The following is a 16,919-nucleotide window of genomic DNA, read 5'->3' as shown; positions in this document are numbered from 1 at the left end:
TTGCCTCAACGCGGTCTGTCGGACTCTGGAATCTCGGTACCGTCCGGATTATGCGGTATCATACCTTCCTCCGTTCTCGGAGGAGGAGGAGTCATTCTATCCTGACGAGGCGGGGGAGAGGTACTGCGATCCGGACGCCCGGAAGTGGATGCGTCGCCGGGTGCCTGGCGGGCCGGAAGCGTCGTCTTGATGCGTTCGATGGCCCGCTTGGTGAGATCATACTCATCTTTCGCATAGAGGAACATCACACCTCCGCTTTTATCGAACACGTAATCGTAGTCAAGCTCCATCGCGAGACTTTTCACCTGATCAAAAACCAGATCCTGAATCGGTCGCATGATGCGGTCCTCCTCACGGAAGAGCTCACCACTCTGGCCGAATTTCTGATCACGGAAGCGCATGATACGGGCATCGAGTTCCTGCAGATCTTTTTCCGCATTTGCGCGTCCCTGATCTGTGAGAATCAGTTTGCGCTTGTCATAGTCATTAAACTTCGCCTGCCATTCGTCTTCGAGCTCACGAAGTTCCTTCTGCCAGCGGTCCACCAGCACGTCGAGTTGACGCTGGGCTTCCTGGGCTTCAGGGATTTCCTTCATGATCGCAGCGATGTCCACATAGGCGATTTTCTGCTGGGCTGCGGACTGCAAGGAGGGCAGAAGCAGGAATGCTGTTATCAGAGAAAAGAATATTGTGCGCATCGGTCACCTCTCCGTAATCTTACTTGTCGCCTCGTTTCAATCGATCGAGAACCTTGAACGTGTAGTCGAATTTGGAATCAGCATAGAGCAGCAGGGCCGCGTCTTCGAGCTTGTCGAACATGAAGTTGATTTTTTCTTCTTTTGCGACCAACTCGATAGCATCAAGTACCTTTTTTTGCAAGGGATTGAGAACCTCGAGGCGCAGGCGGGTTGCTTCGCCGCCCTGGCCGAATTTCGCTTTCTGATATTCCGTAACCGTCTGCTGTTGGCGGAGTAATTCTTGCTGCCGTTGTTCTTTTGCGGCGGCGGACATCGTGCCCTGCTGGGCTTGATAGGCTTCGAAATCACTCTGGAAGGCTCGGCTCATCGTCTCTAGCGTATCCTGCCATAATTGGAGGCGTGCGTCGAGTTGTTTCTGTGCAGCCTGTGCTTCGGGGAGACCCTCAAAAATTTTCTGCGAATCGACATAGCCGATTTTCAGGTTCTGCGATAGTGCAGCGGACGAAAGCAGCAGCAGGCACACTGCTGCCACCGAAACAGAGATCTTGTTCACATGTACCTCAATAAGCGTTGGAAGTTTTCAATTGTTATGTGATTACCGGAAAGGTACTAAAAGCCGCGGCCAAATTGGAAATGGAAATGCCAACCATCCGCCTTACCGTCCTTCGGCTCCACATCATCGAAGCCGTAACCGTAATCGAAACCGATGAGACCGATACCCTGGATGAGAAGTCGGGCTCCGAGTCCCGCGCTGCGTTTGAGGTCGAAGGGATCGAGGAATTTCTCATTGAGCCAGATATTACCCGCTTCCGCGAAGCCGAGAATGTACAAAGGCATGGGATTCAGAGTAATGGCGAAGCGCAGTTCGGCGACGTAATGTGAGTAAATTGTGCCGCCGGCAATCACGCCATTGATGCGGGGACCGATGCTGCGATCTTCGTAACCACGGAGCTGTTCGGTTTGATACTGCAAGCCGTTACCGCCCATATAGTAGTATTCGATCGGCGGAATGTAGGAACTTTCGGAGAAGCCTTTTACCAGTCCGAAGCGCGTACCGGTGTACAGTGTGAGCCGACTTTGATTTTCGGATTGAAGGAGCGGAGTGAACCACATGAGCTCCAGGCGGTGCTTGTGATAATCCACAGAACCCGGCAGGAAGCCGCCGCTGATTTCCGTCGTCAGCGCTACACGTGAACCGGAGCTTGGAAAGATGGGGCTGTCGAGCGAGTTGCGTGACAGCACCTGGGTAAGACTGACTTGGGTGTAGTTGCCTGTCGAATAGAAACTTCCGCCATCTTTGACGTCGAGTTCCTGGAAGCGAACGAACCAATCGCCGCGTGAAAAATCGTCAGGAAAACGGAAACGGCGTCCCAGATTGACCGAGGCACCGGTACGGCGCATGTCAAACACATATTGCTGGCGCTCGTCATAGAGAGAAAAACCTATGGAGGTCGCTGAGCTCATGAACCAGGGTTCCGTGAAGGACAGCGAGAAAATCCTGAATCGCGATGCCTCACCGAACTGCCACTCGAAATTGAGTACCTGCCCGGCGCCTCCGCGAAATGGCTCCGCGATGTTGAAGTTGTTGAAGGTGAGCCCGAACGCCCCGGTCGCGCCGTACGTTCCACTGTACCCTACGGAGGCGTTGAAGGTATCGCTCGAACGTTCCTCGATATTGTAAATGATATCCACCGTGGTATCATTCACCATCGAAGGTTCCGGCCGGATAGTTTCAGGATTGAAATAGTTCAGGGTTGCGAGTTCACGTATGCTGCGGATGATGGCGGAGCGGTCGAAATAATCACCCGGATAGGTGTACAGCACGCGGCGGATGACGTTGTCGTGTGTTTTGGAATTTCCCCGGATCACCACATGGCCTATACGGGATTTGTTGTTCTCCATCACGTTAATGACCACATCTACCGAGTCCGGCGCAACGCGTATGCGATCTTCCTGAGCGAAGAAGCGGAGAAAACCATTGTCGAGGTACAACGAAGCCACGTCGGTTTGATCGCGATTGCCCCGGAGGTTTTCCTGAAACCGCGTTTCGTTGAAGACGTCGCCGGACTGGAAGCCCAGGCGGGCGGACAGCAGCGAGTCGCTATAGACGGTGTTGCCCTTCCAGATCACATTCCGTATGTACGCACGATCGCCTTCCTCGACAGTGATATTGATGTACATTGCCTGGCGGTCGTCGCTGTACCAAATGGAGTCACGAAGGATGGCGGCGTCGAGATAACCCTCTTCACGATACATCGCGATGATCAGATCCTTGTCTTTCTCGTACAGCTCGCGATTGAAGCGTGCGCTGCCCCAGAATTTCCACCAACTCTTCTGTGATGTTTCATCCATGGCACCTCGGAGGTCAGAATCGTCAAAGGCCGAGTTGCCGGAGAAGGTTATGTTTTCGACTTCGACTTCCGGTCCTTCGTCGATCATCACTTTGAGGTCGGCACGATTCTCCCTGGGGTTCACGAGCTCAGCTTTGAGAGTGATTTCGGCGAGCATGTAGCCTTCTTTTTCGTAGTCCGCCTGGAGCTTTCTGCTGATACGGTTGAAATCGGTAGGTCGAAGAATTTGGCCCTTGATAAGTCCGATTTTTGTCTTGATATCATCTTCCGTGAATTCGTCGTTTCCCTGCACGACGATATTCTCCAGGCGCGGATACTCCTCGACTTTTATTTTCAGGTAAATACCATCGCCGATCTGTCGATCAATGAGAATCTGGACATCGGAAAAGAGACGCAGATTCCAAAGTTTGCTGATGGCCTTTTGCGTCACGTCGCCGGGAACAGCGATTTCGTCGCCGGTACGGATACCGGCAGTGAACATGAGAGTGGAAGGATCGGACGTAACTGCACCTTCGACACTGATGCCGAGCACCTTGTAGATCTGCTGCTTTGGAGCTTGTTGCGCGACGAGCGCCGCGGCGACAAGGAGCAGTGTGGTGAAGTATGCGACGAAGCGTTTACAAGCTGGAGATTGCATTCATCAGTTCTTCTTTGGCCGACCTGCGATGTGCGGCAGGATGCTGAAGCTGCTCGCTCACGAGTCCGAAGCGCCGTTCCCTTGATTGATAGGAGCGGATGGCCTCGGCCAGCTCGTGACTTCGGAAGTCGGGCCAATAACACTGGCTAATGTAAAGTTCTGTATATGCGAGTTCCCAGAGGAGAAAATTGCTCAGCCGCAATTCCCCGCTGGTACGAATGAGCAAGTCGGGATCTGGAAGGGATGCGGTTGAGAGATAGGAGGAAATGAGTCTGTCATCAACATCTTCGGGTGAAATTCGACCACTGCGTACATCAAGGGCCAATCTCTTCATGGCACGCACGATATCCCACCGCCCGCTGTAGCTGAGCGCCAGATTCAGAGTGAGTTTTTTGTTGTTTTTTGTTTTCTCTACGGAGCGTTGCAATTCTTGCTGGGCGTCCGGCGGGAGCTTGTTGACTTCGCCCATGGTGATAAGTCTGACACCGTTTTCGTGCAGACTTTCGAGCTCCTGCTTCAATGAGCTGACGAGGAGGCGCATAAGCATGGACACCTCGTCTTTTGGTCTTTTCCAATTTTCGGTGGAAAAGGTGTACAGCGTCAAATACGAGACGTCAATTCGTGCGCAGGCTTCCACAATTTCCCGTACCGACCGAACGCCTTCTCTATGACCGAATACACGGGTTTTTCCTTTGCTTTTAGCCCAACGGCCATTGCCATCCATGATGATCGCGATGTGTTTCGGAATGGAACCCTGCGAGGCAAGTGCGTCGAGTTCCATCTTCGCTTCATCGGTCATGGTGCTTTTGAATGCCAACTCTAAAATCTCCTGTATTCGCTTCAAAAAGAAGGATCAAATAACTTAGAACTTTACCGGTCCAAAGTCAAGGTAATCCGCTGTATCCATCGAGGCGTAAGTCTTTGGAATTTCAACAACTTAGCTAAGTTCTAGCTCAGAGCGTCGCTCCGGCGGCGTGGATGATCGCCGCAAACGCGGACGCATCGAGACTGGCTCCGCCGACCAGACCTCCGTCTACGTCTGCTTGAGCGAAGAGTTCCGCTGCATTATCAGCTTTCACGGAACCGCCATACTGAATAACGAGAGCGTCCGCTGCTGTCGATCCATGCAGGAGACCAACGAGCGCCCGAATCAGCGCATGGACTTCCTGTGCCTGGGCGGGTGTGGCGGTTTTACCGGTACCGATAGCCCACACAGGTTCGTATGCGAGGATCAGTTTTGCGACATTGTCCGGCGCAAGTCCTGCCAGCACTCCACGTACCTGTGCTTCGATAACCTGCTCGGTCACACCCAGTTCACGCTGTTCCAGCGTCTCACCCACACACACGATAGGGGTGAGTCCGTGTTGAACGGCGGTATGAACTTTGGCATTGATATGTGCATCATCTTCACCGAAATATTGCCGTCGTTCTGAATGGCCCAGAATTACCCAGCCACAGCCCATCGCCTGAAGCATCGGTGCAGCTACCTCGCCGGTAAACGCGCCGCTGGGAGCAGTATGCATGTTCTGCGCTCCAAGGCCTATGCCCGAACCCTCGATGGCCGTTTTTACTATTCCAAGAAAAGGAAATGGGGGACACAGAATCACCTGTGCGGCATTCGCGGGCTCGCGTTCCATGTGTTGACGAACATCCCGGGCGAGGGCCTGCGCCCCGGATGAATCGAGGTGCATTTTCCAATTTGCGGCGATTACGCAGGGTCTCATGGCTGTATTGTTGTTGTTATTTTCTGTTGTGCAGTGATTGTGGATACCAACACATCAATATACGTATGTTGCGCGGCAATCGCAGGGCAACTTTGATTCATGGATCTGTGGATCCCCCAAATGAAAAAGGGCAGCCTCTCGGCCGCCCTTCGTGGACAGGGACGGAATTGAACCGCCGACACATGGATTTTCAGTCCATTGCTCTACCAACTGAGCTACCTGTCCGTGAACAGGATTTTAAATATAAACAGAAGGTGATTGAATGTCAAACATGTTGGAATCTGTTCCGGGGCATGCTGCTCCGGGTATGCAGACGGTCTGTTATCGCGGCACAGTTGGATGACAGCTTCGAGCATATGGCCCGCGCGTATCTTCTGTGTGACGCTGCCCGGAAGTATTACGGAAGAATTACTCAACAACCGGGTTGCCTTTGACACGAATGTCACCGCTGCTGCTTTTAGAAGCGCGCAGACGATGAGTAACCCAAATTGATGCATCACCGGAACTGCTGCAACGGACGTCCGCGTTACCGCTTCGCATGCCGCGCGCATCGTAGTCACCGGAGCTGCTGATGCGTACCGACTGGGTCCCGGTAGCGCCGTCGCTGATGGAAATATCACCCGAGCTGCTGAGATTGGCGCGCAGCTGTTTCGCTGACACTCTGCCGATTCTGATGTCGCCCGAACTGCTGCTCCGTAAGTCAATACTGGTCGCGTCGATACTCTCCAGCTCCACATCACCCGAGCTGCTGCTTGCGACAGCGAGGCGGTCTCCTCGCCAGGCCGCAACCGTGATATCACCGCTGCTCGAGGTGCGCAGGGCTTCGAGAGCGGGTACGGTGAGCGTGCCGCGCATTTTTTCCTTCGTTCGTATCCACGATCCCGAAGCCATGGAGATGATCAGTTCGCCGTCACGGATGGTGGTCTCTATCAAAGGCAACATGCTCTCATCCGCCTCGAGCCGGATTTCCGGCGTATCGCCAAAGCGGATAAGCAGGGTGCCGGCCATAGCGAAGCGGACGGCGCTGACGGCCTGGAGTGGTCGTGTTTCCGACACACGATTCCCCGATTCGATCACGTCCTGGCTTCCCCAGGTCAAACCGTGTTCCGAGATGACACAGCCAAAAAACAGAAGCGGAAAGAGCAACACGGAGGCATACAACAACGATTTCATGTCGGCAGTACTCAGCGAAATATTTGGGATGTCATGGTTTTGGACAGTTGGCGCGGAATACCACTGCACCAACGGAGTTGTGGAAAGCTTCCATCTCGGCTGAGCACACCTTGTCCAATCTAATCCGGCGAGGGCACCGCGGATGGGCTTCCTGAACGCACTGTGTGCTCAATACGCGCGCCAGCTGTTGTCCGACGGTTTGCCGTCGGGGATCCATCCGCCCCCGAGGACGATGCTTCGTACCGGCCGATCAGTTTTCACCTCGAACACCGCTTCGGACGAACCATCCGCCCAGATGGACGCGGGTCGTTGCATGGTGCGCTCTTCGCCGTTATCCAGAGTAAGGGTCAACAGCACCGGTAGGGGCATGGAACCCTTGCGCGCGATAGTGATCCTCGTATTTGCCGCATCAAGCTGCACTGTAGCGATACCGAGATCAGGCATTCCGAAATCGAAAAACCATCCTTTCCAGAACCAATCCAGGTTTTCGCCGCTGCTTCGATTGAAGGTATTGAAGAAATCCCACGGAAGAGGGTGGCGACTTTCCCAATGTCGGACAAAATCCTTCAATGCCTCGTCGAAGCGTGTTTCACCGAGCATATCGCGCAACACGGCGAAGGCCAGTGCCGGTTTGAGATACCCGATGATCTGCAAATCGTTGCCCGAGGATGCCACCGATGGAAGCATCATGGGATAGTCCATTTCGCTCCCGGAGAAGCGTTCATATCCCCGCGCCGCCCGAATCATGTGGTCATAGTTCGAGAGTGCCTTCTGAACATCCACCGGAAGGAAGTAGGCCATCCCCTCATCCATCCAGGCATAGCGCGTTTCGTTGGTGCCGACCATGAAGGGAAAATAGGTGTGTGCGATTTCGTGCGTGTGCACATACACATCATTGACGCGGCTGCCAAACGTCCCGTCGTTCACAATCATAGGAAATTCCATACCGTAATATCCGTTGAAAACGGTAATCGCGGGATAGGGAAATGGTATGCCGGGACGCTCCTTCGACATCATTTCAACCGTGAGTCTGCCCTCATGCGCCACCGTGGTGAATGACGTTGAGGCAGGATCATACGCCGCGTTCACCATCACGCGACGTCCCTCGACGTTTGCGGAAACCGCATCCCAGAGATAACCGGCAGCGACACCGAAGGCGAAGTCCGGGACCTGTTCAGCTTCGAACAACCAGGTGTTTCCTTTCTCCGACGGTTTGAAGGGTGACGTACGCAGATCGTCCGTGTCAATAATGCGGACAACGCTATCTGATGTAAGAGCCGTGCGGAAGCGATTCAGAACGGATTGTTTCAGGACATGATCCGCATTCTTCAACGTGCCGCTCGCCCACACGCCATAGCGCTCCGGGACGGTAATGGAGACCTGCATCCGTCCGTAATCATGATAAAATTCGTGTTCGCCATTGTACGGCAGAAGATCCCAGCCGCGTACGTCGTCGTATACAGCAATGCGCGGAAACCAATATGCGAGAAACATCGAGCCATTTTCGTACGCCCCCATGCGCGGGTTACCGCCACCTTCACCGGTTGAAACGGGGATGGTAAAGGTCCAGCCGATCTCGATGGCGACGGATGAACCGGGCGGGAGTGGTGCCGGCAAGCGGAGATACATCACCGTGTGATCGATTCGCAGCGCGTCCTTCTGGCCGTCGGGGTAAAGCTTGCTTCCGTTGACGCGTAATTCGCGAATGCGCATTCCCTCTGTCACGGCATTTGCGCCAATTGCGGTAGCCCGCGGGGCGGTAGGCAAGTTCAGGTTTTGATAGAGACGGAAAACAATCGTCCGCAGCGTGTCGGGACTGTTATTGATGTAGGTGATGTTCTCGTTTCCTTCCAGCAGTCGTGTTGCCGGATCGATGCGCGCGGTGATCGTGTAATCCGCACTGTTTTGCCAGTAGCGAGAACCGGGTTTTCCGTCCGCAGAGCGGGTGCCACGTTCGTACGCTCTCTTGACCTCTTTGGGCATGGGAAGGGGATTGTTTTCCGCCCGAGTGGATTGGCAGGGTATGAACAGCGTTGTGGCAAGAAATAGCGTACAGAGATATTTCATACAAACCTCCTTGCTGACTGATTCGATCCGTCGAAATGCATTGCCGCAAAGCGGTTACCATTCAGGCGTCGCACGGCAACGTGGGGTAAACAGATTCTATACGGGGTATCCACGTGGGAGTTGCAAAGAAGGGAAAGGAAAGCCACAGAGCCAAGCAGCATCAGTCGTTATGGTGAGCGGCTGTGCTTGCCGAAGTATGTGCTCACGAAAATAGATGACCGTAGCGTGGCGTACGCAGGTGGGATATCGCAGAACAGGAAAAGGTTGAACGTTTACCAGAGGCCAGCATGTGGCCGGGACTGCCAGACGTTCAACCTTCTCCAGGGCTGCGCTCACCCCATGAAACGCGGAGTGTCAGATAAGCGGGGTGAGCTTTTCGACGATGGTATGCTTTGGAACGGCTCCGACGATGCGGTCGACTACTTCGCCGCCTTTAAAAATGAGAAGCGTCGGGATACTGCGAATACCGTATTTTCCGGCAGTTTCGGCATTGTTGTCCACGTCAAGCTTGCCGACCTTCACTTTTCCCTCGTATTCGCCCGCGATTTCTTCGACGATGGGAGCGATGATACGGCAGGGTCCACACCATACTGCCCAGAAATCGATAAGTACAGGTACTGATGATTGTGCGACTTCCTGTTCGAAATTGCCGTCAGTGATTTCGATGGCTTTCATATTTTGATTGTCTCCTGTTGGAATGAACAAAACACTATTACTGATCTTTCACGGATATGCGAACATTGGCTGCACCGAACACATTTCGGAGTTCGCGCAGCAACTGTGTGGACACGGATATCCGCGCCGTTCGGCTGACGAGATTCCACGACTGTCCATTACCGTCTGTAACATAAAAAAAGCATTGAGAATTTCCCGATCCGCGTTGTCGGTCCAGCACCTGAATTCCGTCCTCAATCTGTTTTCTGGTAGCGGTCACGGAAGATATGGAGATGATCACCGATTTCGTCTGCGTCCGGATGGCTTGCTCAAGATCGATAATTTCCTCCGCGACGATACGCAAACTATCTCCGGTGACCTCGGCTTTTCCGGTCAACACGACGGCCTTATCGTCCGCGATGGCGTTGCGCGATTTCTCATACGCATCGGAAAACACGAGACATTCCGCTTTTCCGGTAAAATCTTCAATAGCGGTGAACGCCATGTTCTTTCCGCGTTTATCGATTTTGGAACGGACCGCACTGAGAATACCGCAGGCCTGAATCACGGTGCCATCCACAGCCGGATCGAATTCTCCCAGGCGGACAGACGCGAGTGCCTCGACCTCGAGGCGGTATTGTTCGAGCGGGTGGCCGGAGACATAAAAGCCCAGCACGCTTTTCTCTTTGGACAGCTTTTCCGCGTCGCTCCAGTCCGATTGCCGTGGCAGTGCCGGTTGGGTGGATATCGAGGAGGACGATGCGGCAAAATCGTCAAAGAGACTGGATTGGCCGGCTTGAAGCTCCTGCTGGCGCTGTTGTCCGTAGGCGATGGAGCTTTCGATGGCGGAAAACACTTCGGCACGATTGCCGTCGAGCGAATCCATGGCGCCGGCGAGCACAAGACTTTCCATCGTTTTCTTATTGACCGCCTTGGCATTGACGCGCTCGGTAAAATCAAAGATTGTGCGAAACACCCCGTGTTGAGTTCTCGCCTGCACGATGCTGTCGACTGCGGCGGTTCCGACGTTCTTGATAGCCGCGAGGCCGAAGCGGATACTTTCATCCGTGACACTAAAGTCGGCGACACTGGCGTTGATATCCGGTGGGAGGACCGTGATGCCCAGTTTACGGCATTCGTCCATGAGGACGACGATTTTATCCGTACTCGCCATTTCCGAAGTCATGAGTGCGGCCATGAACTCAGCCGGATAATTGGCCTTGAGCCAGGCGGTTTGATAGGCAAGAATGGAATACGCGACGGAATGCGACTTGTTGAAGCCGTAGTTGGCGAACTTGTCTATCATGTCAAATATGTCGGATGCCGCTTTGGCGTGAATGCCACGCTCTTTCGCGCCGGCGACGAATGCCTCGCGTTGTTGTGCCATGACATCCGCTTTTTTCTTCCCCATGGCGCGGCGCATGAGGTCGGATTGGGCAAGAGTAAAGCCGGCGATACGATTTGCCAGCTGCATCACCTGCTCCTGAAATACGATGATTCCGTAGGTCGATTTCAGGATGGGTTCCATGTCCGGATGAATGTACTCAATACTTTTCCGACCATATTTACGGTCAATGAAATCGCTGATGAAATCCATCGGGCCGGGACGGTACAACGCGTTCATGGCCGCGAGATCGTCGATCGAGCGCGGCTTGAGCTTTGTCAGATAGTCGCGCATGCCGGAGGATTCAAACTGAAACACACCGATCGTGTGTCCCTCGCCGATCATCGTGTAGGTCTTTTCGTCGTCCAGAGGAATGGTATCGATGTCGATATCGATACCGCGGGTGGACTTCACATGCTTGACGGTACGATCAATCACGGTGAGTGTGATGAGACCGAGGAAGTCCATTTTCAGCAGACCGGCCTCTTCGAGATCGCCCATATTGAACTGGGTCATCAACTCGGTATTGGGCGTTTTATACAGCGGGACATAGTCGCTGGTATCGCTCGGAGCAATGACGACGCCCGCGGCATGCATACCGACGTTGCGGTTCAATCCTTCGAGGATGACGGAAAATTCCACGAGGCGCTGAATTTTCGGATCATCGCTGTTTCGTACCCACTCGAGTTCCTTGATCGGTGTCCATTTTCCCGACTCGTCCTTTTCGAGTCCGAACGCATATTTCAGGGGCTGGACTTTCCCCATTTTCACAGGGATCTGCTTGGTAATGGACTCGACGATATTGAGCGGTACGCCCAACACCCGTCCGACATCCTTCAAAACCGCGCGGGCGCTGAGGCGGCCGAAGGTGACGATTTGCGATACCGAGGTGGATCCATATTTTTCGCGAACGTAATTAATAACCTCTTCGCGGCGCTCATCCTGAAAGTCGATATCGATATCAGGCATGGATACACGATCAGGATTGAGGAAGCGTTCAAAGAGCAATTCATAGCGAAGGGGGTCGACATCCGTGATGCCGAGAGCGTAGGCTACCAAGCTCCCCGCAGCCGAGCCGCGGCCGGGACCTACACGAATGCTTCGATTTTTCGCGGCATTTATAAAATCCTGGACTACAAGGAAATATCCCGAATACCCCATCCGCGTTATGACACCGATCTCGAACTCGAGGCGATCGCGTATCTCCGTTGAGAGTGTCTTGTATCGTTTTTCCGCCCCAGTATACGTGAGGAAGCGCATGTAGTCGTCAAGGGAGGAAACACCGGATTCGGCCGGGATGGGAAACTCCGGCATATGGTTGATGCCGGTTTGCATAGAGAAATTGACTTTCTCTGCTATTTCCAGAGTAGAGGTAATGGCCTGCGGGTACTCGCGGAAGAGCTCGAGCATTTCGCGCTCTGTTTTGTAATAGTACTGCGCCGTCTCGTAACGCAGACGGGTGATATCGTCCGCCTCACGTACGTCCGCGATATGGAGATAGACATTGTGCGCGACAGCGTGGGTACGGTCAACATAATGGATATCATTCGTGGCGACCAATTTCATACCCAGCTCGGTCGCGAGCCGGGTCATTCCCTCGCGAATCATGGCCTCGCGCTCGAGGCCATGATTCTGGATTTCGAGATACACATCGTCACCGAAAATATCTTTGAGATCGGCAGCGACGGAGCGGGCGGATTCGTAATCACCCGTTGCAAGATACGTGGATACGACACCTCCCGCGCAGGCCGTCAGTGCGATGAGTCCTTCGTGGTGCCTGCGAAGGAGTTCAAAGTCAATTCGAGGTTTGTAGTAGAATCCCTCCGTGTGTCCGTAGGTCGTCAGTTTGATGAGATTGCGATAGCCGACCTCATTTTTTGCGAGAAGAACCAGGTGGTTGTAGCCGTGTCGTTTGCCTTCCGGATGAGTTTCGGCTGCATTGCGGTCGAAGCGGGAACCGCGTGTAACCATGTACATTTCGTTACCAAGGATGGGCTTAATTCCGGCTTTACTTGCTTTACGGAAAAATTCCATCGCACCGAACATGACGCCATGATCGGTCAGGGCGAATGCGCCCATGCCGTTTTCCACTGTCGCGGCGACGAGATCGTCCACCGTGCATGCGGCGTCGAGCAACGAGTAATGAGAATGGTTATGGAGATGTATGAAATCGGACATGGATGCGTGGGTCAGGTACGTGATGCTGAAATATACCCTTGCATTTTCAGAGTGACAAAGGGAAGCGATTTTGTGCTTTGCGAGCAGCTGAGGAGCAAGATTTTTCTCTTGTTCAGAGACGTGCGCATCCGGTAGATTACTCATCGCATGTTTTGCACTACATAGGGAGCATAAACATGAAACGACTTACACAATTGAGCACGCGTCGCGACCCGGATTATGACTATTCGCAGCCCGCGAAGCATCTGGTCGTCTTCAAGACCGAGGGCGATGCGGAGATCCTGGGAACGACGAAAAACGGCGTGACCACGCTCAGCGATATCGGACGCGCATTTCTCGATGTGCTCGGTCAGGCGCTGCAGAATTTCCGGTGCATCAGTATTCACGAGCTAAGCATTCGTCCCTCAGAGGTGGAACTCGCGCTTGAAATCACCAAGCGGCGCAACATTCAGGAGGAGCCGCCGCGAGACAGCGATGAATGGGTGCACTACCGCCGGATCATGACCCTTCCGGTGTTCATGGGGTATTTGAAGATGAACAGCGCACATCGAATCAATGAACTGCAGGGTACAAGCGGTGGTGACGTGTGGGCACGACGTTACGCCTCATGCGTTCTGGCAGACGAAAAGGAGTTCGCCGCGGTCTGTGCGGCGCTGCGGGAAGAGTGGCGTCACGTGGTGGTTTCCCCGGCGTCGCGGAGGAAGGAGCAGCGGGCATCGACGCTCCAGACGGCTATGCTCTCGGAATTCGGCGGCGCGGGAAAGCGCAGGGTGAAGCAGGTCTCCGCGGGAGCCATGGCGGAAGCATTCGGCGAGACGATGTTTCTCGGTCGCGTGTTGCTGCTGACGGGCGCGCGGCGGGGCGGCGGCGCCGGTGGTATTAGCGACAGATCGGGCACGGTGATACGGAATCTGGGTCCGGGCAGGATCTATCTTTCCGAGTAAGCGTGATCGGGCGCACAGATTTCGCGTTCGTCCATGGTAACAGAGGCACTCCGGGTCCTTGCGGGCCGAGCGGAGAGAGAGCGTTTTGGGTGAGTCGTGGAAATGGGTCTGTGGAGAGGGTAGCGAGTGCTGCGGCAGGGCGAGTGAGGGGGGCGTTTGTGGGGGATGTATGGTGTCGGATGCGGATTTGTCGGAATGGTAATCGCTTCCAGGGTGGGAAATGGGCGATTCATGTATCGCCCATTTCTTACCTGGATTCCGGAAAAGGGCGACTCATGAAACGCCCACCTTTGGTCGCGTTCCCACTCGTGTGGCGATTCATGTATCGCCCAAGTTTGGACGTCACTTCAGGAGACAGGCCGCTCATGATTCGCCCACCTCGTACTCTGACCGAAAATCCGCCTGCGATTCGTGTCTCTCCAAATCCACTCCCTGAATCGAAACAGCGCTCCTAATGGGACAACACGGAACCACCGCTATTCACCATGTGTTTTGGAGAGCGCCCGGATGAGGTATTGCCAACAGCAACGCATTCCTCTACCTTACAGATCGGCACCGGCGCAGACGCCGGTCCTCCATACCATGTCTACCCAACAACAGATTCTGATGAACAATCTTGGCGTAATTCTTCTCAACATGGGCGGACCCGATTCGCTTGACAGCGTCAGACCGTTTCTGGAAAATCTGTTTCTTGACAAGGAAATCATTTCCTTCGGTCCGGTGGAATTTGCCCGCACGCCTCTCGCGAAATTCATCGCGAAGCAACGATCCAAAAAAGTGCGGTTGAACTATGAAATGATCGGCGGCAAGTCACCTATTCGCGAACTTTCGCAGCAGCAGGCCGCGGCGCTGGAGAACCGCCTGCGTATGCATTACGGCGACGCATCCCGCGTGCGTGTGGAGGTTGGGTTCAGCTACTGGCATCCGTTTATCGCCGAAGCAGCGCAACGCCTTGAGGATGAAGGATTCGACAGAGTTTTTCTCATGCCGTTGTATCCCCATTATTCTAAAACGACAACAGGGTCTTGTTTTAAAACATGGCGCGATCTGAAGCGCGCGGGTCGCCACAGGAACTTCCGCGTCCAGAGTGTGAAATCCTATCCGACGCAGGAATCGTTTCTGGCTGCCATCAATCAGCGAATTGATGAAGGGCTCGCACGCTTCCCGGTGGAGCGACGCGCCAACGTGACCTTGCTGTTCAGTGCACACGGAACCCCGGTGTCGCTCGTGGAGGAAGGGGATCCCTATTCCCATGAGATCAGGAATACGATGGAAAGCGTCATGCGAGGTCGCAGTGCTGCGTTGCCGTTTCACCTCAGTTTCCAAAGCAAGGTAGGTCCGGCGAAGTGGTTGACTCCCGATACGGTGGAAAAAACGAAAGAACTTGCCTCGGCAGGCGTGAAGGATTTGCTGGTCATCCCCATTGCGTTCGTCACCGATCATATCGAAACGCTGCATGAATTGGGGATTGAACTCCGTCATGAGGCAAGGGAGGCAGGGATAGAATATTTTGAAGTGATGCCGGCGCTCAACGATTCTGAACTTTACATCGAAGCGCTCGCATCACAAATAATCCACCGCATGAAACGTCGCGCGGAGCTGGGAGATATATGACATGAACATAACGAGCTCCGCAGACGTTGTCGTGGTCGGCAGCGGTATTTCGGGTCTAACCTGTGCGTTCTTGTTGCAACGTTCCGGAAAAACCGTGCTGGTCCTGGAGCAGGCCGACAGGTTTGGTGGCGCCATCCGTTCCGAACGCCGTGACGGTTGGCTTATTGAAGCCGGGCCAAACAGCACACTTGAAACGACACCTCTGCTCACGGAACTGATCCGGGATGCCGGCGTCGAAAACAAGAAACTGTACGCCGACAATGCCGCGAACAACCGCTATATCCTTCGTGCTGGTGTGCTGCTTCCGTTGCCCATGTCCCCGCCGAAATTTATCGCGACGAAACTCTTCTCCTGGAAGGCCAAACTTCGCCTGTTTCGCGAGCCATTTATCGCACCTTCGTCCCCGGATGCCCAGGAGAGTGTCGGAGAATTCGTGCGACGACGGCTCGGGAAAGAATTCCTCGACTACGCCATCAACCCTTTCGTTGCCGGCGTGTACGCCGGTGATCCCGCATTACTTAGTGTTCGTGCGTCTTTCCCAAAATTGTTTGAACTCGAGCAAAAATACGGGAGTCTGATCAAGGGCCAGCTACAGGGTGCGCGGGAAAGAAAACGAAGCACGGAGAAGAGCAAGCAGAGCGCCCGCATGTTCTCGTTTACCGATGGTATGCAGACACTCACCGATGCGATAGCGGAAAGACTGCCATTAAAGGTGATGGGTGCGACAGTCATTTCCTTGACTCGTTCGGGCACGAGCCCGAATGACCGGAGCTACACGGTGCGTTTCGTCACGGAAGGACAGACACACACCGTCACCGCCTCCACGATTATCATCGCTACTCCCGCACAACCCGCAGCGGACCTGACCCGCTCGATCACTCCCGGCATCGACGATGCTCTGCAGTCCGTTCCCTATCCTCCGGTTGCCGAGGTCCTCACCGGCTTTCGACGTCAGCCCGGTATGCACGCGCTTGATGGCTTCGGTTTTCTCATTCCCAAGGTGGAGCAACGACGGATTCTCGGCACCATTTTTTCCAGCACCATTTTCAGCGATCGCGCACCGGAAGGTCATGTTTTATTGACCACATTTATCGGCGGGATGCGTCAGCCCGAGGAAGCGGAGCGCGATCATGCCGGTATTCTCGAAACCGCTCTCAGCGAGCAGCACGCATTGCTGGGCACACCTATGGAGCCGGTGTTTTCGCATGTCACCTCCTGGAAACACGCGATTCCTCAGTATGTTGATGGTCACCTCGACCGCATGAGAATCATTGATGATGCCGAAGCCGCGAATCCGGGTTTGTTGTTCTGCGCCAACTACCGCGGCGGCATTTCCGTCGGCGACTGCGTAAAATCCGCGCACGCGGTGGTGGAGAAAATACTGACGCGCATGGTGTAGCTGCTGATGCAGGGGAGTCCGTATTTTATCCTTAGCACGGAGCTCTGTACTTTTAATGGTTACAAGCAATTCCACAATCAAACGGTACCGATGACT

General features: G+C 54.2%; 12 protein-coding genes and 1 tRNA gene. 3 read left to right on the top strand and 10 right to left on the bottom strand.

Annotated elements, in window-relative coordinates:
• Positions 1-5: 5 nt before the first annotated feature.
• From M5R41_13500 to dnaE, 10 genes are all read right to left on the bottom strand, one after another.
• A complete protein-coding gene (locus M5R41_13500) occupies positions 6-698 on the bottom strand; it encodes an OmpH family outer membrane protein (protein MCZ7557409.1) in 693 nt (230 codons plus the stop codon).
• Between the two features lie 19 nt (positions 699-717).
• A complete protein-coding gene (locus M5R41_13495) occupies positions 718-1,251 on the bottom strand; it encodes an OmpH family outer membrane protein (GenBank protein MCZ7557408.1) in 534 nt (177 codons plus the stop codon).
• Positions 1,252-1,307: 56 nt separating this feature from the next.
• Positions 1,308-3,686 carry an outer membrane protein assembly factor BamA gene (gene bamA, locus M5R41_13490; GenBank protein ID MCZ7557407.1) on the bottom strand — a complete coding sequence of 793 codons (2,379 nt, stop codon included), beginning with the start codon at positions 3,684-3,686 and terminating at the stop codon, positions 1,308-1,310.
• Positions 3,667-4,503: an isoprenyl transferase gene (locus M5R41_13485; GenBank protein MCZ7557406.1), complete on the bottom strand. Its 837-nt coding sequence runs from the start codon at positions 4,501-4,503 to the stop codon at positions 3,667-3,669. Before M5R41_13485 ends, bamA begins: the two co-directional genes overlap by 20 nt.
• A gap of 136 nt (positions 4,504-4,639) precedes the next feature.
• Positions 4,640-5,410, bottom strand: coding sequence for a triose-phosphate isomerase (tpiA, locus tag M5R41_13480; GenBank protein MCZ7557405.1), 771 nt, complete (start codon positions 5,408-5,410; stop codon positions 4,640-4,642).
• Between the two features lie 152 nt (positions 5,411-5,562).
• Positions 5,563-5,635, bottom strand: a tRNA-Phe gene (locus tag M5R41_13475).
• A gap of 183 nt (positions 5,636-5,818) precedes the next feature.
• Entirely contained in the window at positions 5,819-6,583 is a 765-nt protein-coding gene (locus M5R41_13470; protein ID MCZ7557404.1) for a DUF2807 domain-containing protein, read from the bottom strand.
• A 168-nt stretch (positions 6,584-6,751) separates the two neighbouring features.
• Positions 6,752-8,650, bottom strand: coding sequence for a M1 family metallopeptidase (locus M5R41_13465; protein ID MCZ7557403.1), 1,899 nt, complete (start codon positions 8,648-8,650; stop codon positions 6,752-6,754).
• A gap of 354 nt (positions 8,651-9,004) precedes the next feature.
• Positions 9,005-9,325: a thioredoxin gene (gene trxA, locus M5R41_13460; GenBank protein MCZ7557402.1), complete on the bottom strand. Its 321-nt coding sequence runs from the start codon at positions 9,323-9,325 to the stop codon at positions 9,005-9,007.
• A gap of 37 nt (positions 9,326-9,362) precedes the next feature.
• Positions 9,363-12,866 (bottom strand): DNA polymerase III subunit alpha, encoded by a 3,504-nt coding sequence (dnaE, locus tag M5R41_13455; GenBank protein ID MCZ7557401.1) that lies wholly within the window; start codon positions 12,864-12,866, stop codon positions 9,363-9,365.
• 176 nt (positions 12,867-13,042) lie between these two features.
• On the opposite strand from dnaE, the gene M5R41_13450 reads away from it, so the two are divergent.
• The 3 genes from M5R41_13450 (at position 13,043) to hemG (ending at position 16,823) form a co-directional block, all read left to right on the top strand.
• Positions 13,043-13,810 (top strand): hypothetical protein, encoded by a 768-nt coding sequence (locus tag M5R41_13450; GenBank protein MCZ7557400.1) that lies wholly within the window; start codon positions 13,043-13,045, stop codon positions 13,808-13,810.
• Between the two features lie 582 nt (positions 13,811-14,392).
• Positions 14,393-15,424: a ferrochelatase gene (gene hemH, locus M5R41_13445; protein MCZ7557399.1), complete on the top strand. Its 1,032-nt coding sequence runs from the start codon at positions 14,393-14,395 to the stop codon at positions 15,422-15,424.
• A 1-nt stretch (position 15,425) separates the two neighbouring features.
• Positions 15,426-16,823 carry a protoporphyrinogen oxidase gene (gene hemG, locus M5R41_13440; protein MCZ7557398.1) on the top strand — a complete coding sequence of 466 codons (1,398 nt, stop codon included), beginning with the start codon at positions 15,426-15,428 and terminating at the stop codon, positions 16,821-16,823.
• The last annotated feature ends 96 nt before the right edge of the window (positions 16,824-16,919 follow it).

Source organism: Bacteroidia bacterium, from assembly GCA_027493955.1.
Lineage (GTDB): Bacteria > Bacteroidota > Ignavibacteria > SZUA-365 > SZUA-365 > JAOSJT01.
This window is presented reverse-complemented; position numbering and strand designations above follow the sequence as displayed.